General features: G+C 69.6%; 18 protein-coding genes, 2 pseudogenes and 1 riboswitch. Of the genes and pseudogenes, 10 read left to right on the forward strand and 10 right to left on the reverse strand.

Annotated features, from left to right (window positions below):
• The first annotated feature begins 539 nt into the window (after positions 1–539).
• Positions 540–1,709, forward strand: a complete 1,170-nt coding sequence (locus ABH941_RS40440) for a hypothetical protein (RefSeq protein WP_370138222.1) — start codon at positions 540–542, stop codon at positions 1,707–1,709.
• Positions 1,710–2,290: 581 nt separating this feature from the next.
• Here ABH941_RS40440 and ABH941_RS40445 read toward each other — a convergent pair.
• Both ABH941_RS40445 and ABH941_RS40450 read right to left on the reverse strand, forming a co-directional pair.
• A complete protein-coding gene (locus ABH941_RS40445; RefSeq protein WP_370138225.1) occupies positions 2,291–2,941 on the reverse strand; it encodes a hypothetical protein in 651 nt (216 codons plus the stop codon).
• A gap of 407 nt (positions 2,942–3,348) precedes the next feature.
• A pseudogene (locus tag ABH941_RS40450) lies at positions 3,349–4,377 on the reverse strand (IS630 family transposase); the annotation flags it as partial.
• 384 nt (positions 4,378–4,761) lie between these two features.
• On the opposite strand from ABH941_RS40450, the gene ABH941_RS40455 reads away from it, so the two are divergent.
• Positions 4,762–5,847 (forward strand): helix-turn-helix domain-containing protein, encoded by a 1,086-nt coding sequence (locus ABH941_RS40455; RefSeq protein WP_370138230.1) that lies wholly within the window; start codon positions 4,762–4,764, stop codon positions 5,845–5,847.
• 56 nt (positions 5,848–5,903) lie between these two features.
• Here the strand turns inward: ABH941_RS40455 and ABH941_RS40460 are convergent, their stop codons facing one another.
• The gene (locus ABH941_RS40460) at positions 5,904–7,268 is read right to left on the reverse strand and encodes a phosphoribosyltransferase family protein (RefSeq protein WP_370138232.1); all 1,365 of its coding nucleotides are present in this window, start codon (positions 7,266–7,268) and stop codon (positions 5,904–5,906) included.
• Positions 7,269–7,424: 156 nt separating this feature from the next.
• A riboswitch (TPP riboswitch) is annotated at positions 7,425–7,600 on the reverse strand.
• A 174-nt stretch (positions 7,601–7,774) separates the two neighbouring features.
• Positions 7,775–7,903, reverse strand: a complete 129-nt coding sequence (locus tag ABH941_RS40465; RefSeq protein ID WP_370138234.1) for a hypothetical protein — start codon at positions 7,901–7,903, stop codon at positions 7,775–7,777.
• Between the two features lie 433 nt (positions 7,904–8,336).
• Between ABH941_RS40465 and ABH941_RS40470 the strand changes: the two genes are divergently transcribed.
• The 4 genes from ABH941_RS40470 (at position 8,337) to ABH941_RS40485 (ending at position 10,901) form a co-directional block, all read left to right on the forward strand.
• On the forward strand, positions 8,337–9,023 hold the full coding sequence (locus ABH941_RS40470) for a hypothetical protein (RefSeq protein ID WP_370138242.1): 687 nt from the start codon (positions 8,337–8,339) through the stop codon (positions 9,021–9,023).
• A 170-nt stretch (positions 9,024–9,193) separates the two neighbouring features.
• Positions 9,194–9,763 carry a transposase family protein gene (locus ABH941_RS40475; RefSeq protein WP_370138246.1) on the forward strand — a complete coding sequence of 190 codons (570 nt, stop codon included), beginning with the start codon at positions 9,194–9,196 and terminating at the stop codon, positions 9,761–9,763.
• Positions 9,764–9,943: 180 nt separating this feature from the next.
• Entirely contained in the window at positions 9,944–10,696 is a 753-nt protein-coding gene (locus ABH941_RS40480) for a restriction endonuclease (protein ID WP_370138257.1), read from the forward strand.
• Complete coding sequence (locus ABH941_RS40485) at positions 10,683–10,901, forward strand: hypothetical protein (protein ID WP_370138265.1); 219 nt, start codon at positions 10,683–10,685, stop codon at positions 10,899–10,901. Before ABH941_RS40480 ends, ABH941_RS40485 begins: the two co-directional genes overlap by 14 nt.
• A 1,286-nt stretch (positions 10,902–12,187) precedes the next feature.
• On the opposite strand, the gene ABH941_RS40490 is transcribed toward ABH941_RS40485, so the two are convergent.
• Together ABH941_RS40490 and ABH941_RS40495 are read right to left on the reverse strand one after the other, a co-directional pair.
• Complete coding sequence (locus ABH941_RS40490; protein ID WP_370138267.1) at positions 12,188–12,631, reverse strand: DUF3592 domain-containing protein; 444 nt, start codon at positions 12,629–12,631, stop codon at positions 12,188–12,190.
• Between the two features lie 230 nt (positions 12,632–12,861).
• The gene (locus tag ABH941_RS40495) at positions 12,862–13,806 is read right to left on the reverse strand and encodes a LysR family transcriptional regulator (protein WP_370138270.1); all 945 of its coding nucleotides are present in this window, start codon (positions 13,804–13,806) and stop codon (positions 12,862–12,864) included.
• An 81-nt stretch (positions 13,807–13,887) separates the two neighbouring features.
• Between ABH941_RS40495 and ABH941_RS40500 the strand changes: the two genes are divergently transcribed.
• The 3 genes from ABH941_RS40500 (at position 13,888) to ABH941_RS40510 (ending at position 17,387) form a co-directional block, all read left to right on the forward strand.
• Positions 13,888–14,835 carry a DMT family transporter gene (locus ABH941_RS40500; protein ID WP_370138274.1) on the forward strand — a complete coding sequence of 316 codons (948 nt, stop codon included), beginning with the start codon at positions 13,888–13,890 and terminating at the stop codon, positions 14,833–14,835.
• 105 nt (positions 14,836–14,940) lie between these two features.
• Positions 14,941–15,885: an alpha/beta hydrolase family protein gene (locus tag ABH941_RS40505; RefSeq protein ID WP_370138277.1), complete on the forward strand. Its 945-nt coding sequence runs from the start codon at positions 14,941–14,943 to the stop codon at positions 15,883–15,885.
• A 761-nt stretch (positions 15,886–16,646) separates the two neighbouring features.
• Positions 16,647–17,387, forward strand: a complete 741-nt coding sequence (locus ABH941_RS40510) for an alpha/beta hydrolase (protein WP_370138280.1) — start codon at positions 16,647–16,649, stop codon at positions 17,385–17,387.
• Between the two features lie 618 nt (positions 17,388–18,005).
• On the opposite strand, the gene ABH941_RS40515 is transcribed toward ABH941_RS40510, so the two are convergent.
• On the reverse strand, positions 18,006–18,809 hold the full coding sequence (locus ABH941_RS40515) for an SDR family NAD(P)-dependent oxidoreductase (RefSeq protein WP_370138283.1): 804 nt from the start codon (positions 18,807–18,809) through the stop codon (positions 18,006–18,008).
• A gap of 125 nt (positions 18,810–18,934) precedes the next feature.
• Here ABH941_RS40515 and ABH941_RS40520 point away from each other — a divergent pair, with 125 nt between their 5' ends.
• Positions 18,935–19,843: a LysR family transcriptional regulator gene (locus ABH941_RS40520; RefSeq protein WP_370138286.1), complete on the forward strand. Its 909-nt coding sequence runs from the start codon at positions 18,935–18,937 to the stop codon at positions 19,841–19,843.
• 278 nt (positions 19,844–20,121) lie between these two features.
• Here ABH941_RS40520 and ABH941_RS40525 read toward each other — a convergent pair.
• The 3 genes and pseudogenes from ABH941_RS40525 to ABH941_RS40535 all read right to left on the reverse strand — a co-directional run.
• Positions 20,122–20,388: pseudogene (locus ABH941_RS40525) on the reverse strand (SMI1/KNR4 family protein); the annotation flags it as partial.
• Between the two features lie 63 nt (positions 20,389–20,451).
• Positions 20,452–20,976 (reverse strand): hypothetical protein, encoded by a 525-nt coding sequence (locus ABH941_RS40530; protein ID WP_370138297.1) that lies wholly within the window; start codon positions 20,974–20,976, stop codon positions 20,452–20,454.
• 85 nt (positions 20,977–21,061) lie between these two features.
• A complete protein-coding gene (locus ABH941_RS40535) occupies positions 21,062–21,670 on the reverse strand; it encodes an SMI1/KNR4 family protein (protein ID WP_370138300.1) in 609 nt (202 codons plus the stop codon).
• Positions 21,671–21,930: the final 260 nt, after the last annotated feature.

Below are 21,930 nucleotides of genomic sequence, written 5' to 3' on the forward strand. Positions count from 1 at the left end.
CCACCCTGTCGGCAGGGAGCGGAACCTACCCGGCCCCACGCCCCCGGCGCACCACCCCACCCTGATCGGCTACACCACGCCAAGGGACGCGATCGTCCTTGGCCTCCGGACGGATACCCGCCACCACTGCACGAACGTCGAGGGGCCCTCCCGCCTGGTCAGGTGGATCCCCGTCCATGAACGCCCGCGCAACCGCGCCTTCCCCGCTGAGCTGGACCCGCGATGCGCTCCGCGGCGTCCTCGCATGGCAGATCCGGCGTCATGGGACGACCTTGACGCACGAGGTGACTGTCGGAGTCGAACGCAAATGAATCTGATTTTTCAGCACGACCAGGTCACCGCGCCGGCAACGCGCGGTCGCGCCGTTCCTCGAAACCGGCCGTCCGGCACCTCCTCCGGACCCCGTGGACAGCTTCAAGGGGGCGCACGGCGTCCGGATTGTCGAGCGAGCGGACCAGCTTCCGCCGCGGGGTCGGGTGGGGCTGGTGCTACGCCTAGCCTGTCCACAGGACGGTGCGCTTCGTTCGAGGAGGCAGACGGTGAGTACGGTCTGGCAGATGGTCACCGCGCGGCTGGGGCGGCGCCGTCGACGCTGGGCTCGGGTCGAGCGCTGGCTGCCGGTGCCTGTGCTCGGTGCGCTGGGGGCGGGGGCCGGTGTGGTCTCCGTGCACACGGGGTTCTCGTTCGACGCTGCGCTGCCGGTCTGGGTGCTGGCTGCGAGTTGGCCCGTGTGGCGCGCACCGGAGGAGGAGGTCCCGGACGCGCTGCGGTTCCGGTTGCAGGTCCGCCGTGCCGGGTGGCGTGTGTCGGTGGCACTGGTGCTTGCGTTCTCGGTGGCCCAGGCGTTGGGGACTCCCGTTGACTGGGTCCTGGCACTGGCCCCGGTTCCGGTAGTGCTGGAGCCGCTGTTGTGGCCGTTGTGGCCGCGGGGCCTGCGCAGGGCGGTGCGGTCCGCGCAGGTGTACGAGGAGTTGGTCGCAGCCAACCGTGGCCAGGCCCGCGACCTGGTGCGCAACAAGCGCGTGGTCCGGCGGCGCAGGGTCTTGCGGCACCAGCCCCTGGCTCGGGTCAGGGCCGAGGGCACGCGGCGGAACCGACGCAGGGCGCTTCTTCGTGAGGTCCGCCGGACGCCGGGCGCCTTGGCGATGGGGTTCGATCCGGACCGCGGTGCCTGCGGTCGGCCACTGCCCGTGCGTTCCAGCGAGCCTGGGGCCCGGTCGGGGCCTCCACTCAGGGCCACGCCGGTGCGGGAGTTGCTGTACCAGTGGCGTGCACAGGACGAGGGCGAGCGGTTGGAGCGTTGGCTCAGGTACGCGGTCGTCAGTTGGAGCGGGCAGGACCTGCTTCTCACCGACGGGAGGCAGCGACTGGTGCGCGCGGGTCTGGGCTGGAAGCCCGAGCCGCTTCCGCCAAGGCAGCGGGTGCTGCCGCACCGCCCGGTGGAGCTGATCTGGCTGACCGAGAAGCGAGTGGACTCCTTCCGCGCCCATGTCGAGAGCCAGATCCTCCTCTTGGACGCGCGGGGTCGTCGCCTGCTCACCTTCCCTGCGATGGGGATGAGCCAGCGCGAGGTCGGTGCCGTGGCGCAGGCCGCAGGACTGCGTTTCGCGGCGTACGAGCTCGCGCAGTCCGGCTGGGAGTGGCCGCGACCGCTCAGCTCCCGACTGTTCCCGAAGCGGCGCGGGCACATCCGGCTGCGGTTGTCCTGACGCGCCGTTGGACGCTGCCGTCGGAGGTCCATGGCCAGCACCTGAGTGCGGTCGAAAACTCCGGTCGGCAGCGGGACCGGGGCCGCCGACCTGTTGCCGGGCCCGGCGCATTGACGAAGGAGAGGGAAGAGCGACAGACCCCGGGTGGGAGCGCTTCCAGTCGCAGCCGCCGTCCGACGCCCTCCTTGACCGCACCGAACACAGCCCCCCGAGCACAGGAAGCGGCCACCGATGAGCACACCTCCTAAATGAAGCGACGTCGGCCTGTGGAAGGCATCCCCCGCGTCCTGACCGTCCGGCTTGAGGAGCAGACAAGGCCGTCTTCACCGCCACCCTGGTTGCTTGCGCGAGGGGCCCACGCAAGGGGTGACGTACCGCATCGGGCCCAGACCTGCGGGACGGCGCGGGTTTCGGCGTCGGTGGGCTGGCCATCGGATTGCCGAGGGGGAAGGCCGCGGCCCTGGGGCGCGCTGCGGACTCTGGCTCTGGACGCGATGTCACCCGCATGCGCTGCTGTGGGGCAGAACGCAGCGCGTTGCGGCCCCTGATGACCGTCGAGACGCGGTAGGCCGGGCGTGTCGTCATGCTCCCGGGGGTTGGGCGGCCTCCGCGGATCGGTCATGCAGAGCGGCTTGCAGGAGTGCCTGTGCCGACTGTCGCATCAGCTCGGTTGCTTCGGCACGCGACAGCCCGGCGATGTCGGTGAGCCAGATCAGGGATTCGATTCCGGTGGCGGAGCGGATCGCCACGGCGAGCCGGTGGATGTCGATGTCCGGTCTGGTCTCGCGCAGCGGCGTCAGCGCGTCTTCGATCCAGCCGATGGCGCGGCCTTGGCGCAACAACGTCTGTCGGCTGGCGCCGTCACGGCTGTCGCCATCATGGGCCGGTTCCAGCGACAGTCGCAGCGACGCGCGCAGCTGGGGTTCCCACTCCAGCGTCAGGTCGGTGGAAGCGACCATCACCAGGTCGAGCCGGGCGGCCGGGTCGTCCGTCGGGGCATCTGCGGGGAGCAGCGAGGGGAAGTCGATCTGCGGATGTGCCGCGGCGACGAGGTCGCGCTGGTTGGCGAAGTAGCGGTAGGCCGTGGTCCGGGAGATCCGGGCAGCGGCGGCGGCCGCTTCAACGGTCGGGGGCGCACCTGCGGCGAGGAGGGCGCGGGCGGCGGCGACCAGGGCCGACCGGGTGCGGGACTTCTGCGCCCGGCGGCCTGTCGATTCATACGGCACATCCATGCCCATCATGGTACTCTAGTGCCCATAAGTGAACTCGACGCCAGGAGGCGGCGATGTACTCCGATCCCGTAGCCACGAACCCCGGTCTCTACACGGTCCTGTTCGAGAACGACCGCGTGCGCGTGCTGGAATACCGCGACCAGCCCGGCGACAGGACCACGATGCACGGACACCCCGACAGTGTCATGATCACCCTGAGCTCGATCAGACGACGGCTGACGGCCGGCGGCCGAGAAGTCGAAGTGGAGCTACCGGCCGGTCAAGCGCGCTGGCTCGACGCCCAGGACCACGCCGGGGAGAACATCGGCGACACCGAATCCCACGGGATCTTCGTCGAGCTCAAGGAAAACCGGCCGGACCGGGTGCAGGCAGCCTCGGCCACGCTCGGCCCGCACACGAGCTGACACTTCGGCGGTCTTGGTCCAGTTGAAGGGTCTGGCGTTGGTGTTCCAGGTCTCGATCCAGTCCTGGAGTGCTGTTTTGAGGTCGTCGAGGGAGCAGTGGACGCCGCGTTCCAGGCAGCGGCGTTCCAGTTCGGCGAGCCACCGCTCGACCTGGTTGATCCACGATGAGTACGTCGGTGTGAAGTGCAGGGTGAAGCGGGGGTGTTCCAGCAGCCACCGGTGCACCACGGGTGACTTGTGTGTGGACAGGTTGTCGCAGATCACGTGGACCTCCAGGCCGGCTTCGGTCTGGCGGTCGATCAGGTCCAGGAACTCGCAAAGGTCGACCGCGCGGTGCCGGGCGGACAGCTGGCTGATGACCTTGCCGTTGGCGGTGTTCAGCGCGGCGAACAGGTCCACGGTGCCGTGGCGGATGTAGTCGAAGCTGCGTCGGTGGGGGACTCCGGGCAGCATCGGCAGGACCGGGGCAGTCCGTTCCAGGGCCTGGATCTGCGGTTTCTCGTCCACCGAGAAGACCACGGCGCCGGCGGGCGGGGCCAGGTAGAGCCCGACCACGTCACGGATCTTGTCGATCAGCAGCGGGTCGGGCGAGATCTTGAAGGTCTCCACCCGCCACGGCTGCAGGCCGAAGGCCCGCCAGATCCGGTGCACGCTGGTGGGCGAGATCCCGACCTGCCGGGCCAGGTCCCGCTTGGACCAGTGCGTCGAGCCCTGCCGGGTCTCCTCGAGCGTGCGCACCACCACCTCCTCGACCTGCGCGTCGGTGATGGTGCGCGGCACACCCGGACGGGGCTCGTCACCAAGCCCGTCCAGGCGGTCCTGGATGAAGCGGGCCCGCCAGCGGGTCACCGTGCCGCGAGCGAGCTTCAGGCGCCCGGCCACCTCGATGTTCGAGCGACCCTCGGCGCACTCCAGCACAATCCGCGCCCGCATCGCCAAACCCTGGGCGGTCGACCGACGCGACGCCCACCCCTGCAACGTCAACCGCTCGGCCTCCGTGAGCACCAGCGGATCCAACCTGGGATTCCCCATCCCTACAGCAGACCGCCGAACTCAAGACCTTGTCACTAGGCCGACACGGCCGACAGCCAGACCACGCACGCGAGTCGCGGAGCAGGCGGGTCGTGCGTCGGCCCGGGGGGTGGGCCGACGCACCTCCGCGTCTGCGGCCTGATCACACGGCCACGCGGGCCAGCCGGATCCGACAGCGCTCCGGTGTTATGACCTCCCCAGGCCCATCCACCGGCACGGCGCCAGCCACCTACCCCGCATCGTCTCGTCGAACCGGCTCAAGGCTGCGATCCGCAGACGAGGATCACGCCGGCGACCGTGCGGTGACACCCGGATTCCCCACAGGGTCGTTCGGTTGCCTTATCGTCGGTTCGGCTGCCCGTGGTGGCCAAGTCCGGTCGAGGAATGCGCCTGCAGCACGATCACCCCGGAGGCGACCCCGACGCTCGGCGCCGCCTGCCGGCCAGGCGGCTCACGAGGACGAACAGGCCGCGTTTCCTCGGCCCGGCCAGCAAGGTGGGCACCTTCACCGTCGACACCGACACCGACACCGACACCGACACCGACACCGACGCCACCGGAACCGGTCGGGGAACGTGGGAGCCGTTCATCGACACCTGGAACGACCGCATGGGAGACCTGTACCCGCTGCCGGAGTTCAGCCCTTCCACGGTCGACGGCTTCCAGGGAACGATGCGCTCGGTGGTCCTGGAAGACACCGCCATCAACGAGCTCTGGGCATCCTCATCCGTGAGCACCCGGGCAGTCGGGACGTACGAGCACGATCAGATCAGGTTGTACGTCGGGCTGCGCGGCGCGGTGGCCCTGCAAGACCCGCACAATCAGGGCGGTGACGCGTACGTCTCGGCCGACACCTACTTCATGCACCACGTCGTGACGGAGAATCACTTCCACACCACCCCCGCGATCGGCACCCGCATCTTCATCTTTCCCGGCGACGCCCTGCGACCCCTGGTCGCCGGGAAACCACGAACCGGCCAGGCCACCTCACCCGCAGCGCAGATCCTGATGGCACACACCAGCATGGTGCAGCGGACCGTCAGCGACCTCAGCCCGGCGGGGGCGCACTCGTCCCGCAACGCCCTGCTCGAACTCGCCAAAGGGCTGATCCTGGACCAATTCGACGACCGCGAGCCCACCTTCACCCCGGCGCTGGCACAAGCGGCCAAGGACCTCGCCGATGCCCGGCTCACCGACGCCGAGTTGTCTCCGGCCACGATCGCCGCGCAATTACACGTCTCAGTGCGCACCCTGCAACGGGCCTTCGCGAGTCTGGACGAGTCGTTCAGCGCCTACATCCGCCGCCGACGCCTGGAGGAAGCGGCCCAGGCACTCACTGCCTCCGGATCACGGCTCAGTATCTCCGAGACAGCCGCACTCTGGCATTTCACCGACAGCAGCCACTTCATCCGCGCTTTCAAGAGGCAATACCATGCCACACCAGCACAATTCGCACGCCCCCTGATGTAACGCCTCACCCGGCCGCCTCAGCTGCAGCGATGACTCTACGAGCCCCACAGGGTTGCTCAGCGGGTCGCCCGCGCCGGTCGAGGGGTACGGATCAAGTGCCGGGTGAACCATTCCTCGGCCAGATCCGCCACCGCTTCCAGTGTGCCTGGCTCCTCGAACAGGTGGGTGGCGCCCGGGACGACCGCCAGTCGGCATTCGCAGCGAAGCTGCGCCTGGGCCTGGCGATTGAGGTCCAGCACCACCTCGTCGTCGCCTCCTACGATGAGCAGGGTGGGCGCGGTCACCGCCGAGAGTCGGGGTCCGGCCAGATCGGGCCTGCCGCCGCGCGAGACGATCGCCGCTATCGGCGAACCGGGCTCCGCTGCCGCCGAGAGCGCCGCAGCCGCTCCCGTGCTGGCGCCGAAGTAGCCCACGGACAGGCCCTGGGCCTGCGGCTGGTCGAGCAGCCAGGAGGTGGCGTCGGCCAGGCGGCGGGTGAGCAGGGCGGTGTCGAAGGCGTTCGCCCGATCGAGCTCCTCCTCCTCAGTGAGGAGGTCGAACAGCAGCGTGGCCAGTCCCGCCCGGTTGAGCGCGTCCGCGACGAACCGGTTGCGCGCACTGAGTCGGCTGCTGCCGCTGCCGTGCGCGAACAGCACCGCTCCGACCGCTCCCTGGGGAACGGCCAACTGCCCGCTGAGCTGTGTCGATCCGGCGTGGACGGCGACCTCCGGATCCGCGAGGGGAGGACCCGCTCGATCTCGCGCCGCCTGCGGCGTCACCGAGCGGTCCCGGTCGGTCTCACCCATCCGATCGGCTGCCTGGTCCAGCCAGGCTACGACTTCGTCGTCCGAGGTCTGCGCGAAGTCCTCGTAGAACTGTCCGATCCCGAAGAAGCCGGCCGGCGTTTCCACGCACACCAGTTCGTCGGCCACATCCCCCAGTCGGGTACGCCACTCGCTCGGCGCCACCGGCACGGCGAGCACCACCCTGGCTGCCCCCTGCGCGCCGGCGATCAGGCAGGCGGCGCGGGCCGTCGAGCCGGTGGCCACGCCGTCGTCGACCACCACCGCCGTCCGGCCGCTGAGCTCGACGCGGGCTCGCCCGCTCCGGTACCGCCCGGCGCGGCGCTCCAGCTCGACGCGTTCCCGCTGCTCCACCGCGGCCAGCTCGTCCGCGGAGGTCCGGGTCGCCCGCTGCGCCGATTCGTTGATGACACGTACCCCGCCCTCCCCGATGGCGCCCATGCCCAGCTCGGGCTGGAACGGCACACCGAGCTTGCGCACCACGATCACATCCAAGGGCGCGCCGAGCGCTTCCGCGACCTGCGCCGCCACCGGAACCCCGCCGCGCGGTAGACCGAGAACGACCACGTCCGCGCCCCGCAGATACGCCAGCCGCGTGGCCAGCCGCCGCCCCGCATCGAGACGATCAACGAAGTACATGGCCAGAACTCCTTGGGAGGGCGGAACTCCGCCGCGGCCCCCCAGGCAGACAGTCAACGTCCCGACACGCATCCCGGTACCCGCAGGCGATACCGATCCGGCGTCGCGGGGGTTGTTCCGCGATCTGCCGCTCGCTCCGTGCCGGCGCGCAACAAAGAACCTGCAAGGTGGGCTCCCTTCGCCGGCATTGTCCGGATCAGGTGATGGAGGTCGCCGTTGGGTCCTACGGACCCGTCCGGCCTCTCAGCAAGGTTGTCGAGACGACCTGAGCCGTGAGCCTGAACTGAGCTCACTCTCCCGGCCGCCGCAGCCGAACTCCCTCGCTCGCCCTGCAGGCCACTGTCCAGAATACGCCGGTTTCACCCCGATGCCATTGCCGTTCTGCAGGAGGGTTCCCTCGGGCAAGGAGCCGCCCTGTGGTCGCCACCCTGGGTTGAGTCCAGGACATGGGCTGCGGCTGGCGGGCAGGGGCATTGCAAAGTCTCTTGATCTTGTGAATGTGCTGGTCAGGCGATGTCTGGGAGGTCGAGTGGGCGGTTGAAGGCGTTGTAGGCAACGTGGCGGAGGCCGACGGCGATATTGCTGTATCCGGCGTCGCGGAGCGTGTTGATCGCCAGGTTCCGCAGGGTTGCCATGGTTTCAGGGCCGTGGTTGGTGCGGATCTTCGGGACGTCTTCCTCGATTCACTGATGTTGGAAGCGTGATAGCTGTAGGCGGCCGGGTTCTTTCGGCTGCAGCGGGCAGGCGTTGTTCCCATCGGGCCGTTCCGGGCGAGATACTCCAGAAGCCGGAGATATCCATGGGGGTCAAGTCACAGGCGAGGGGCTTGTCTTGAAGTGGCCTGGTGTGGAAGCGGGAGTGGGACGGCGGGCACGGCGCTGGTCCAGGCCGCTGCGATGGGCTCTGGGCCTGCCCGAACGGGAGTTGTCCGGCCCGGTTCGGCTGAGGTCGTGGAGCAGATGGTTCGCACGGCGCAGTTCGTTCCTGCTCCTGGTCGCAGCCGGAGCGATCCTGGGAGCGGGGGCCGAGGCGCCTGCTGTGTGGCTGGCCGCTGTGGCGTGGACTCCGGTGGCTGCCGACGCCGCCCTGTGGCGGAGCGTGCCGACGCAGGTGCGGCGGGCGCTGCAAACGGCAGAGCTCGTGGAGGAGATTCGGAGACTGGAGTGGCGGCTTCGGGGGACGGGCTGGGCAATGGAGTGGGATCTGGATGCCGGCTGGGCCGGGCGCCCGAGGCCGACCGGCTTCAGCCCCGCCCCGTCCTCCTTCGGTGGCCCCTGCCGGACTTCGCCGTCGCTCCAGGAGGCACAGTGGACCCAGGGGTACGGATTGCTCTTCGCCGATACGGGCGACTGGTTGCGCTCGGCCTCGGTGACGTGGACCGGCAACGTGTTGGTGCTCGTTGACGGAGCAGCGCGGCGGGTGACCATTCCGCTGGCGGACAAAGGGGCCCAGAGCGCTTCGTCGAGGGGCGCGCGTCCGGTCGAACTGGTGCTCTTGAGCCAGGACGATCCGCTGCGGCCCGGGCGACGCCAGGTCAGCCTGCTGGTGCTGAATGCCGATGGCCGCCGACTGCTGACCATGCCCGGGCTGGGCCTACCGGAGGACCAGGTACGTGAAATCGCCTCGGCCGCACGACTGGACTTCCGCAGCTACACACTGACCACGCCATGGGATCTGCCCGGAGGCGGAATCGCCTCCAGGATCTTTCCACCCGCTCGCGGCCATCAACAGCTCCGGTTCAGTCCGCGCAGCTGATCGGCCTGGGGTGCTGGAGCCACCGCTGCCAGGGGCGTTTCAAGGTCTTGGCGGGCGGTGAGCCTTCAGGTCGCGATGGACAAGGGTGCCGGGACCGGCCCGTCACGAACGCAACGAAGCTCCGGTTGGACGGGGTGACCTCCAAGTCGCCTCGAACCACCGGAGCTTCGATGTGCCGCCAGTCTGACACCGTCTGCCTGATCAAGTCGCCCGTCCTGGACGGCGTGGCGGGACTGCCGCTGGTGGAGCGGCTGCAGGTGCTGCCCGACCCGCGTCGGCGGCGAGGGGTCCGCCACCCGTTCCTGGCTGCGCTGCTGGTTGCCGCCTCCGCGGCCGTCGCCGGAGCGCAGTCGTTCGCGGCCATCGGCCAGTGGGCCGCGAACGCCCCGCAACACACCCTGGCCCGGCTGGGGCTGGCGTGGCCGACGCACTCGGCGTGCGGATCGCCCCAAGCGCCGCAACGATCCGCCGGGTCGTCGGTCTGGCCTGCCCGGGCCCGGTCGGCAACCAACCCGGGCGGCCTCCGCACGGGCCGCGCTGTGCCCGGGAGGAACGGACCTCCGCGGTGTTGGGTCCTGCGGCCGCTGTACTGGGGAGACAGCCCCCGGGAACATCCTTTGCGTCAACTCTCGCCTGCGGCGTCAGCCAGCAGGCATTTCCGTTACCGCAGGTCAACGGCTAAAGCAGGGGAGGCGTCCGCATCGCGCCGCCTCCCCCGGAGGGACACGGTGCGCACCTGAGACGAGGACGTATTACCAGGTAGACGGCGGCTGCCGGGGCACGGCGGTGTCCGCCGGAGGCGGTGGCCGGTTCATGCGCCCGCACCGGGGACCAGTGGTGTGATCGGCCCGCTGGTGTCAGTGCGCCCTGCTACACCAAGAAGAAGCCGGCGCAGGCGCGACGGAGCGGGAGCCCGCGCGGTGCGCGGCGAGAGGGGCACGGTGTTGGACGAGGACGGGGATCTGGACCCGACCCTGAAGTTCATCCTGGTAGCGCTCCTGGTTGTGGCGGCCGCGGTGATGGCGTGGAAGTTCCTCCTCAGCCCCGTCGTGCACTGGTTCGCCGTTGACGTGCCGCATTGGTTCACCGCTACGGTGCCGGCGTGGTCGGCCGGGCATCCGTGGACCACGGCGCTGATCGCCGTCGGGGTGTTGCTGCTGGCGGTGCTGGTGGTGCGGGCGCGACTGCACGCCGGCTACGGTTATGCCGGGTATGCGCAGGCCGAGGACGAAATGGGCGCTGAGGACCTCGGGCTGACGTTCCGGATGCGGGAGTTCGTGGCGATGACCGGCACCGAGTTCGAGCTGGCGGTCGCACAACTCCTGGCCAGGGACGGTTTCCTGAGCGCCAGCCACGTCGGGGGAGCGGGTGACCTCGGGCAGGATGTGCGGGCCTGGGACACTCAGGGCCGCAAGCTGGTGCTGCAGTGCAAGCGCTACACGAAGGCGGTCGGCTCGGAGCACGTGCAGAGGTTCAACGGCACCGCACGGGCGGTCCACGGTGCCGATCTGCCGCTGATCGTGGCCCTGAACGGGTTCAGCATCCATGCGGCCAACTTCGCCGCAAGCCAGGGCATCATCCTGGTGGGCCGCAGCGAGCTCAAGCGCTGGGCGCACGGCGAACACCTCTACAACGTTCTGGCCCCGAACAACCCGGCCCTTGGCCTGGCCTGACACCCGGACCCCGGGCCGCCCGCCCGGCGGCGGACGGGTGGTCCAGAGCGTTGCCAAGCATGCGCGGCTGCTGCGAGCCAGCCTGCTCGGCCACACCCAGCGCGACACCGTCTACGAGGCGTACCAGCCCGAGCCGGGCCCGATGGTCTGGGATCCCTCAGCGGGACAGCGGTTCCGCCGATTCCCGGACTGGGCCGGAAGTTGAGTCGCCTCGTGAACCTCCGGCTGGGACGCGGTGGCGGCAGGCGGGTCCAGTCGGGCCGTTATGAGGAGTTCTACAAGCTCGGCGAGGAGTCATCGGCATGTCGCACAGCAGCATGCAACTGCCCATGCTGCTCGATCGGCACGTTCGCGGTGGCGCTGCTCCTGGGACCAGCGGGCGCTGCCTGGTGTGGTGGACTCGGAGTGGACTGGGCTGGTGGACCGGTCGGTGTGGCCACCGATAGGGCGCCGGTGCGTTCGCGCCCGGAGGTGGGATCGCCGCTACCTGTGGTGGTTCCCAGACCGGCGCGCAGCGCCGGGTGTTGGTGGCCGTACGCTTGGCGTCCCCATGCACATCCGAGGCGTGGACACCATGACCGAGGAGAATGCGTGTGGCACAGGGACGGACCGGTATCAGAGGTGCCCCATCGGCTCGGGCTCGATGGGGGAACCCGAGCGCGGCGACCTGGCGCCCCGCGTCTCCGTGTCGTTCTGGGTTGATGGCGATATTTAAATCTGGCCACCCCCTGCTCAGGCTTCGGGCGGACCTGCTCCCGTCGATTCCCCACCCATTGGGCCGCTGACCTGCGACGGAGCGTCAGACCTCCGGAGTCGCCCGTTAGCCAGCCGCTCTTGAGGGCCGTGGTGAGCCGTCCAGGGCGGGCGAATCTCATCGCGTCAGCGACGCCGAAGGCGCCCTTGACGGGGCACGCCGGCCCGGACCCTTCGAGAACGGGCGACTCCGACCACCCGAGCGATCAACGACGTGGCGGGAAGAGTAGCCCTGGGAGAAATTGCCGATCCGCATCAAGTGTCGGGGGTCGCGCCGGCATGGCCGGGCGGTCGTTTGCGGAGCACGCTGCGGCGGCCAGGGGGCGGCCTGATGACGCGTTGGAGTGGGTTCAGAGTCCCCTACAGCTGATCCCATGTGACATTCGTGTTGTCCGCCCACGAGAGGAACATCTTGTTGTCCGTGCAGTCGTAGCTGACGCCCACGCCGCCGCTGTAGAAAGATACGCGCGCCGAGCCGCTGCGCCCGGTCGCGGTGGACGCTGGAGCGGGTGGCCTGGATCAGGGGCGGCGTGAGGGTGTCGACGCTGAAGCGGCGCAGTGGGACGGCGCCAGGGGCCACGCCGAGCGCGGTCAGGCGGGTGACCCAGAACGCCGCGTCGAACTGGACCGGGACGGGGACCGAGAGGACCTCGGCGCGCAGAGCGGCGGCCGTGGTCTCTGCACCGGCGTGGTGAACGACGGCCGCCGTGTGCGGGAAGACCAGGGCGTGCGGGACTGTCACGGCCCTCGCACGATGGACACGATTCCGGCGATGACCGCCACCAGGCCAAACAGGATCAGGAGCAGTCCGCCGGCCTCCCACCCGTTGCCGTATGTGCTCGCTTCACGCATGGTGCGAAGCCTCCTGATGTGCGATCCGGACACGTAGACCTGCAACGTCTGCCCGACCTGGTAGTCCGTGTGCCGGGACTTCTCCAGCCACAGGGTCCCCTCGCGGGTCTTCCCGTCCAACTCGTAGCGCACACACAGGCTCGGCGGATAGGCGTTGTACGGCTGGTACTTGGTGGTGCCGCCCGCCTCGGTCCGGACCACCTGCGCGGTAACCGCGCGCCCCTCCTTCAGCGCCCGTGCGGCCCGGTTGCCGCCTTCGGCGGCGACCCGGACGCCCAAGACCACGACCAGGACACCGAAGAGGATGAACACGATGCTCTGAGCAATCATCCGTTCCCCCACCCCTCCAAGCGTGTCATCCAGGCACAGGACCAGGCGGAGCGGCACCCAGCCCGGCCAAACGTTCTACGCCTGCACCTGTTCGACTACTCATAGCAGGAGTTGACGCCGCAGTGCAGACCCGGACCGCGCGGGCTCTGACCCGCTGAGCGCGCGGGGGCCGGCCCTCGGGGCCGAGCCCCGCCGTCACCGGCCGCGGCTGCGACCTCGTCGTCTCGGTTTCATGGGGTTGCGGTGGTGTCGGCACCAGGGTGGGGCGCGTGGGTGTCCTGGTTTTGGATCTGTGCGGCGGCGTGGTGCAACTGGGCGAGGACGGTTCGGACGGCTCGTCGTGCGGTGCGTTCGGGTCGGTGGAGGACGTCGATGTGGCGTCGGGCGTGGACTGCGCCCAGGGGCCGCAGGACGAGGTTCGGGTGCTTGCGGGTTGTCCAGCGTGGCATCAGCGCGAGGCCGGCGCCGGCGGCTACGGCCTCGGCGGCCACGGCGAAGTCGTTGATGCGGTGGGTGATGTCGAGGCGGCGGTTGGCGACGCTGGCGATGGCTTCGATGGTGGACATGAGCGGGAAGCCGTCGTGGACGGTGATCCAGGGCTGGTCGGCGACGTCGTGCGGGAGGAGCAGCGTCTTGGAGGCCAGGGGGTGGCCGGTCGGCAGGGCGACGTCGAGTGGCTCTCGCAGCAGGGTGCTGGCGGTGACGGTGCGTGGCCAGGGCGGGCCGTGGTCGAGGCGGTGGGCGAGCACGAGGTCGTAGTCACGGGTGAGGGCGGGGAAGCGGTCCTGGGCGACGTCTTCGTCGGCGAGAGCCAGTCGTGGGCGGCCGGGCCCGGTGAGGCCGCGCAGGAGCAGGGGGAAGAACGCGGAGGCTGCGCTGTGGAACGCCGCCAGTGAGACGTCGCCGTCGGGTTGTTCGGTGAAGTCGGTGACGGTGTGCCGGGCCCGGGCCAGGGCCGTCTCCACCTCGATGGCCGCGCGGGCCAGGGCTTGCCCGGCCTGGGTCAGCACCAGCCGGCGCCCGGCGCGCTCGGTGAGCGGGACGGGGATCGTCCGCTGCAGCAGGCGCAGCTGCTGGGAGATCGCGGACGGCGTCACGTGCAGGGCCTCGGCGACCGCGGTGACACTGCCCAGTTCTCCCAGTTCCCGCAGGATCTGGAGTTGTCGCTCGTCCATGCAGACAGTGTAGGGCTGCTACAGCTTTGCTTTAGAAGCTGGTGGATTGTCTTCAACCTGCTGGTGGTGAAGCCTGGGGGCATGCCCGTTACACGCCGTACCGATGCAGTGCTGTTCCTGGTCGCGCTGGTCTGGGGTTCCAGCTACCTGGCGGCCAAGACGGCCACCGTCGCGCTCCCGGTCGTCACCGTGCTGTTCGCCCGGTACGCGATCTCCGCGCTCGCGTGCGGAGCCCTGGTCGCCTCCCGTCGCCGGGTGCGCCGCTGGACCTGTGCAGAGGTCCGCGTCGGGTCGCTGCTGGGGGTCACGCAGGCAGCCGTTCTGGCGCTGGAGACCTACGGGGTCGCGCACACCAGTGCCGCGAACGCCGGGCTGATCATCAGCCTGGCCATCGTGCTGACACCGCCGCTGGACCGGACCGCGGGCAGCCGCGCACTGCCCGGGACCTTCTTCCTCGCCGCCGGCCTGTGCGTGCTGGCTGTCGGGCTGCTCACCTCCAGCACCGGGCTGCACGCGCTACGGCTCGGCGACGTGCTGATGCTCGCCGCCGCGGTCGTCCGGGCCGGGCACGTCGCGCTCGTCGGACGGCTCACCGCCCGCCACCGGATGGACCCGCTCCACCTGACGACCGCCCAGACTGTCGTGGGCTCGGCGTTGTTCCTGGTGCCTGCCCTCACCCACCTGACCGGCCTGGCCCGCAGCAGCGCCACCGCATGGTCGCAGCTGATCTATCTCGCCCTGTTCTGCAGCGTGTTCGCCTTCCTTGCGCAGACCTGGGCCGTGCAACGCACCTCCGCCAGCCGGGCCAGCCTGCTGCTGGGCACCGAACCGATCTGGGCGGTCGCGATCGGGGTCAGTCTCGGCGGCGAACGGCTCACCGTGTGGGCCTGCCTCGGCGCCGTGCTCATGATCGCCGGAACGTACTGGGGCCAGGCCATCGAACGCACCCACCGCACCACCACTGCCACCGAAACCGGGGAAGGGGAAGGGGACAGAACGTGCCCCATCCCGACACCTACCAGCGTCTGACCGCCCTGCTCGGCACGTGACAGCAGCAGACACCGATACCCGACACGTCTGACCACGCGCCCGCCGCTTTCCGCCGCGGGTCAGCCAGAAGGGAAACCACTCACCATGAGCGCGTCCATCGACACCACCGCCCCCGTCCTGTCCTACAGCCCGGTGGTCCTGCCGGTGCCCGGGCGGCCCGTGGACCTGGAGGTCCGCGTCACCGCTCCCCAGTCCGGCACCGGCCTGCCCGTCATCCTGCTCTCGCACGGCCACGGCGCCTCCAACAACCTCTCCTCGCTGAACGGGTACGCGCCGATCGCCAACCTGTGGGCGGCGGCCGGGTTCGTCGTCATCCAGCCCACCCACCTCAGCTCCCGCACCCTGAGCCGGCAGCTCGCCGACACCCCCGGTGCCCCGTTCTTCTGGCCGTCGCGCGCCCAGGACATGACCGACATCCTGGACCGGCTCGAGGTGATCGAGAACACCGTGCCGCAGCTCGCCGGACGCATCGACCACGACCAGATCGCGGTCGCCGGGCACTCCCTCGGCGCCCACACCGCCACCCTGCTGCTCGGCGCCCGGATCACCGACCCCGACACCGGGCAGGAGCACAAGCTGGTCGAACCCCGGATCACCGCGGGCGTGCTGCTCGGCGCGCCGGGCAGGGGCGGCGAGGTCCTGAACGGGTGGATGGCCGACCAGGTCCCGTTCTTCAGCACCACCGACTACTCCACGATGACCACCCCCGCCCTGGTCGTCGCCGGCGACCGGGACGACTCCAAGCACTTCACCGACGCCGGCCCCGACTGGCACACCGACACCTACCGCCTGGCCCCCGCCCCCAAGACCCTGCTCACCCTGTTCGGCGCCGGGCACCTGTTCGGCGGCATCTCCGGGTACGACGCCGAGGAGACCACCGACGAGAACCCCGACACGGTCGCCGCCCTCGCCCGCTTGACCGCCGCCTACCTGCGCACCCACTTCCAGCCCGGCGACCACGCCTGGCAGACCGAGTGCGAGGCGCTCACGACCGGCGCTGACGCGGTCGGACGCGTCGAATCAAAGTAGCCCGCCCAGCGAAACGCCGCCACGAACAGTACCGCCGCCACCGTCGACTCGCCGTGTCCGTCCCGCGCAGGGCCACAACCCCGCGCGGGACGGACACGTCAAGCTGTAGCGGCCCAAAGGCTTCAGGCGGCGCTACCCGAGCTGATCAACCAGCCCGCCGTTCCCGCTGATGACCCCAGACAACACCCCGTCAACCCGCTCTGACGGCTGGTCAGCTCCTCCCGGACATCGGGGGACCTCAGCTTCGCGACCAAACGACGACGGGAGGGCCGTCGCCGTGTCAAGACATGATCACGGTGCCGCCGGGCACCCCGGAGGTCAACCCGTTCCCGGACATCAGTTCGCCATCGTCATCACGAGTGGCACAACCAGCCCCCGGCGTCCTCATCCTGAGTGGCAATCAACACCAGGATCGACCGACCCGATGTCTTCGCGTGGAACCATGAGGACGACAGCCGCACCTGGGTGGCCCCGAGTCTGGCCCAGGTACCTCGAATGGTGGCTGAACGGGCAGATCGCGCTGTAGCCGCGCGAGTGCACCCCGCCGTCGCAGTATCACGGTGGCATCCGGCCACGGGGACTCCGCAAAAACCGTTAGGCGGACGAGGGCGACCACTGCTACCTTTCCGGAGGCCGTGCGAGAGATCGAGGAGGTGGTACCCGTGAACGCTGTATCGACATGGGTGCTCCCCTTCGGGGTCGCGGTCGGACGGTAGGTCGTCCGGGAGCGCCGTCTCAGTGCACTCCCGAAAGGCACGACCATGCAGTTCACTTCCGAGCAGCGCCTGGACGACGGCGTCCTCGAACGCGCATTCACCCTCGGCGAGATCCCCGGCATCCTGTGGACGCCCGGATTCGCATCCGAAACGGCGCCGGCGCCGCTGATCCTGCTCGGCCACCCTCCCCTTGGGCTGGGCAAGATGTACCCCCGACTGGTGGCCCGGGCGCGGCACTGCGCCGCGCAGGGCTTCGCCGCGGCCACCATCGAGCTCCCCGGAAGCGGCGACCGGCCCCGTTGGCCCGCCGTCGAGCAGGCCCGCGCCGACCTGCGCCGCGCGGTGCAGGTCGGCGAGCCGGTCAGTGACGCGATCGTCGACGCCCTCATCCTCCCGCTGGTCGACACGGCGGTCCCGGAATGGCAGGCCGCCCTGGACACCCTCCTTGCGCTGCCGTGGATCGGCGGCCCGGTCGGGTACTCGGGGGGAGTGATCTCCATCGGCATCCGGCTGGCGCTGGTCGAGCCGCGCATCACGGCCGCCGGGCTGTTCGCCGGGAGTTTCGTGCCTCGCGCCATCTTCGAGGAGGCCCGGCAGGTCACCATTCCGCTGCACGTCCTTCTGCAGTGGGACGACGCAGGGAACGACCGCCAGGCGGCCCTGGACCTCTTCGACGCGTTCGGCTCCACGGAGAAGACCCTGGAGGCCAACATGGGCGGGCACACAGGCGTCCCGCAGTTCGCGGGCGACGCCGCGGCCCGGTTCTTCACCCGGCATCTGAAGTGAGACCGGGCCGTCAGACCGGCAGACGGTAGCGGATGTCGGCCGAGCCGCCTCGCATCGAGGACAGGTCCCGGCCCTCCGCAGTCCTCTCCACCGCGGGCCCCTGCCGAACTCTCGGCAGGGGCTGTGCTGCCTGAAGCCGTGAGCTGTTCGATCTCGGCACAGCTTCGAGTGCTGCCCGAACTCCTCGTGCACAGGTGCTGCCGGTCGGTTCTCGTGAACAGGCCCAGCGCTGCGATGAGGTGGGTCCACGGCGAGCCCGATCCGCGCCCTGTTGCCAGGCGTCGGCGTCGCCGCCGCGCCACACGACGGGGGCCTCGGGGGAGAGGCCGTTGGCGCAGGCGGTCCAGATCGTCCCAGGATCCGGCGATGCCGATGTCGTCGTGGTCGACCTGGACGGGGCGTCCGGGTCCTTGGGGGCCCGTTTCCATGGGCCAGACCACGACGCTGTGCTGCTTGCCGTTCATGGGCCCAGGGTGCACCCAGTGGGCTGGAGGCGCTCGCGGGCCTGGGGGTGCGGGCCCCTGGCTCCCGAGCGGGCCAATGCGGCCGGGCAGCCGGTGAGTTCGCACCTGCAGGCTGCTGATCTGGGGGTGACCTCCGTGCCGGCGGTGTTGCCCCTCAACCGAAGGCGGCCAGGGAGAGCGGCTGCCACTGGCGCCAGGTGTGCAGACGCTCCTCGTAGAGACCGGCGACGTCGGTGAGGGACTTGCCGAGGAAGAACCGCAGCGGGGGCTGGTCCGCGTCGACGATCCGAAGGATCGCGTCGCGGGTGGCGCGCGGGTCGCCGACCTCGAAATCCTGTGCAGTGGCCGCGTGTACTTCGGTGTAGTCCGGATGCCGCTTACTGTGCCGTGCCCCGCGGGCCAGCCAGTCGGTGGCGTAGGGGCCGGGCTCGATGTTGGTGATGTGGATGCCGAAGGCTGCCACTTCTTGCGCCAGGGACTCCGACAACCCCTCGAGAGCCCATTTGGAGGCGTGGTACGCACCGATGCCGGGGAAGGCACGTACGCCGCCCTCGCTGGTCACCTGCAGGATCCTTCCCGACCGTTGTGCCCGCATGAGGGGCAGGACGGCCTGCGTGACCCATACCGCGCCGAAGAAGTTGGTCTCCATCTGAGCCCGGAGTTCGTCCTCGTCAATCTCCTCGACCATGCCGAAATGCCCGTAGCCGGCATTGTTGACTGCGATGTCCAGCGAACCGAAATGCGAGTGGGCACGCTGCACGGCCGCATGCACCGCGGCACGGTCGGTGACGTCGAGCCGGACCGGCAATACCGCATCCCCGTACCGCTCGACCAAAGGGGTCAGCTGGCCGACGTCCCGAGCCGTCGCCACGACGTGATCGCCGCGTTCGAGCGCGGCGTCCGCCCACTCGCGGCCGAACCCCCTCGAACTGCCCGTGATGAACCACGTCTTCGCCATGATTGGTGCTCCCTATGGGTGGATCGCTTGCCGTTGCTCCTCCACCGTGCCGCCGACCGAGACATTCCACCAGCGAGGGTTACGCATAGGAGACATGCGGCCCCGGAATGTGTCAGGATGACGGCATGGCCGACTACACCCTCACCGGCCTGCGCGTCATTCAGGCCGTAGTCGACACCGGATCGTTTACCGCCGCGGCCGACGCGCTCGGATACACGCAGTCAGCGGTGTCCCGCCAGGTGGCGGCGATGGAAGCCGCCGCGGGCGCACCGCTGTTCGTCCGGGGCGCCCGCGGGGTTGCTCCCTCCCCCGCGGGCACGATGCTCGCCCGCCGAGCTGCGACGGCCCTCAACGAGATCGACGCCGTCAGCGCAGACCTCGCCGGGCTGCAGGACCGCCTCACCGGACGAGTCGTCATCGCCGCGTTCCCCTCGGCCGCCGCTGTGCTCGTCCCCAGAGCATTGGCCCGCCTCCGAAGCGACCACCCGGGTCTGATCGTCGAGTTCGGCGAGGCCTCCTCGCCCACGCAGCTTCGCCAACTCCGCGCTCACCGCATCGACGTCGCAGTGATCGGTGTGGGGCCGGACCTGCCCGCCTACGATTTCGAGGGACTGCCCCGCGACCTGCTTCTGGAGGGCAGTCTCCTGCTCGCCGTGGCCGCGAACCACCGGTTCGCCGGCCGGGGAACCATCCCGGTGACCGAGCTGAGGGACGAAGCCTGGATCGTCGGCAAGGGCCTCCGCGACGATCCCCAGTTCGGCGCCTGGCCAACCCTCGACCACCCGCAGATCGCCTACGCCGCCCGCGAATGGCCCACTCGCCTGGGTTTTGTCGCCGCCGGTCTCGGCATTGCCGTACTGCCCGAACTGGCCGCCGCAGCGGTCCCCACCGGGGTCCGCACCGTCCACGTCGACGACCCCGCCTGGCTCGGCCGAGCCACTGTCGCCGTCACGGTCCGCGATCGCTCTCCCGAGGTGAGGGCCACCGTGAAGGCGCTCCGCCACGAGGCCGCACAGCTTCGTGCGGTGCCATAACGCCGCACCCGGCAAGGAATTCCAAGCTGCGACATGACCGCACCGTCAACTACTGACCTTCGAGGCGTGATGTCGTTGGGGGCTGACGGGGCGTGATCGTCGCGGAGCTTCTGATCACGGCGGGCTCCCCATCGGTACCCATGCACATGGACGCTTGTCAATGGCCTTGAAGTTCGGCTCTGCCAAGATTTCCGTGTCGCTCGTTGCTGGTCGGCCCAGTCCCCGGTCTCGACGAACGACCTGCCGGGGTCCAACCGCCAGGGGATGGAATCGCAGTCCCAGGCCCAGATCCCATCGACCCGGCGCAGTGTCGTGAGCTCGATCCCCGGTCCAGGACCGCCGGCTCCGACCTCGGCCAGGAACGTGCGGTACTCGCGAGGCAGGCCGACACCGTACTGTGCCTCGACCTCGGCGATCTCGGCGCTGCTCAACACGGGGTCGAAGACTGGGAGCCGGGACGACTCCTGGCCGCGCGCCCGACGCCGGGCCTCTTCCACTGCGATGACACGTTCCCGCACTCCTGGCCAGATTGCCTGCGTGTTCATGGCCCCCCTTTCGACGACGAGCCTGGACGTTAGTCCATACCGCTGACACTCGGCGCGGGCCGATTACGGGTAGCCCGGATCCTGGCTGATGTCGAGTGCAGCCGTAAGACCCTCAAGGATCCCGACGAACTCCTCGGTCGGGACCTCCGTCGCGAAGACCTTGCCTACGTGCTCTGGATGCTTGAACAGGTGTTCCTCGCGCCGGAACTGAGCAGTGAGCACCAAGCGGTCCGCGTTGCGGAAGCGGAGTGCGGTCACGTTGTCGGTTGTGGGTCCCCAGCTCAAGACCCTGAACTGGCTGCGGAACTCGTACTCCTCTTCGGTCTGGTCGTCAGCGCCGGAACGGTGCATGAGGCGCCGGTGGGTGCCTTCCGGGGACAGGCCGTCGAACGGCAAGGGAGAGCCGCCTCCGGAGCGCAGCCACCCCACTGTGTCCACCACGTCAGAGCGGAGCTGCCTTACGAACGCCATGTTGTCGTCGCAGGTCAGCCACTGTCCCGCAGCCCACAGGTCCACTCGGCGCAGCGATTGCTCCCCTTCCCCGACCTCAGCGGCGAACCTGGTCTTGTCTCCCAGAAGTACGGTCACGTCGGGACCCTGACAGGATCCGTGAGCATGCGCAAACAAGCCGATGTCGTGCCGCTCCCTTCAAGGGAACCGCGCTCAATCGTGGTCAGTGCGTGGTTGCCTTCCAGTGCAGGTCGCCGGTGTCGTCGACCGCGGCGGTGCAGGGCTGCTCGTGGCCGCCGAGGGTGGCGTGCTGCAGGAGGGCTGGGGTGCCTGTTTCGAGGGTGTTGGCGGTGTCCTGGAGCATGGAGGTGACCGAGTTCCACAGGGGGAGCCCGAGGATCCAGGTCTCGTGGTCCCAGCGGAAGAGGGCGCCGTAGGAGTCCCCGGGCCGTAGGTCGATGATGAGTCCGTCGCCGCCGGGATCCATCGCGATCGGCAGGAACGAGGGGTGGAACCGGGGCTCCGGGGCGCCGCCTGCGTCCAGGGTGATTCCTTCCTGCTCGGCGACCAGTAGCCAGATCTCCCGTGACTCCAGGGCTTCGTCCAGGGACACCGGGGCGAATGCTCCGGGGAGCCAGTGGTCGGCGCTGACGCCGGTCATGGTCCACCACCGGTGTACGTCGGCGGGTAGCGTGGCATCGAGGTCCGCTGCGAGCGCGCGGAGCTGGTCCGGCCCGGCGGCAGGCCGTACGGGGGCCTGCTGGTGGTGGTCGTTGAGCCAGGCGTTGATGCGGTCCTGCGCGGTCTGCAGGTCATGATCGGTCCAGGTCATGGGCGGCAGTGTTCCATGGCGCTCTGGCAGTGCCGGCTCCACCGTCCGCCGCGCTGTGCACCTCGCACCGTCGCTGGGCTGCTACAGGCGCTCTTCGACCAGGTGGACCTCGTCGGGCCGGCGTCCCGGGAGTAGGCCCAGGTGTCGGCTGAGTCCCTGCGTCCGCTGCGACATGCCGGTCTGGTGTCAGTGGGCGGGTTGTCAGTGGCGGCGTGTCAGCGTGGGCACTATTTTGGCTGTTCAGCTGGCCTTCGGGACTT

It is taken from the genome of Streptacidiphilus sp. EB103A (assembly GCF_041261405.1).
Lineage (GTDB): Bacteria > Actinomycetota > Actinomycetes > Streptomycetales > Streptomycetaceae > Streptacidiphilus.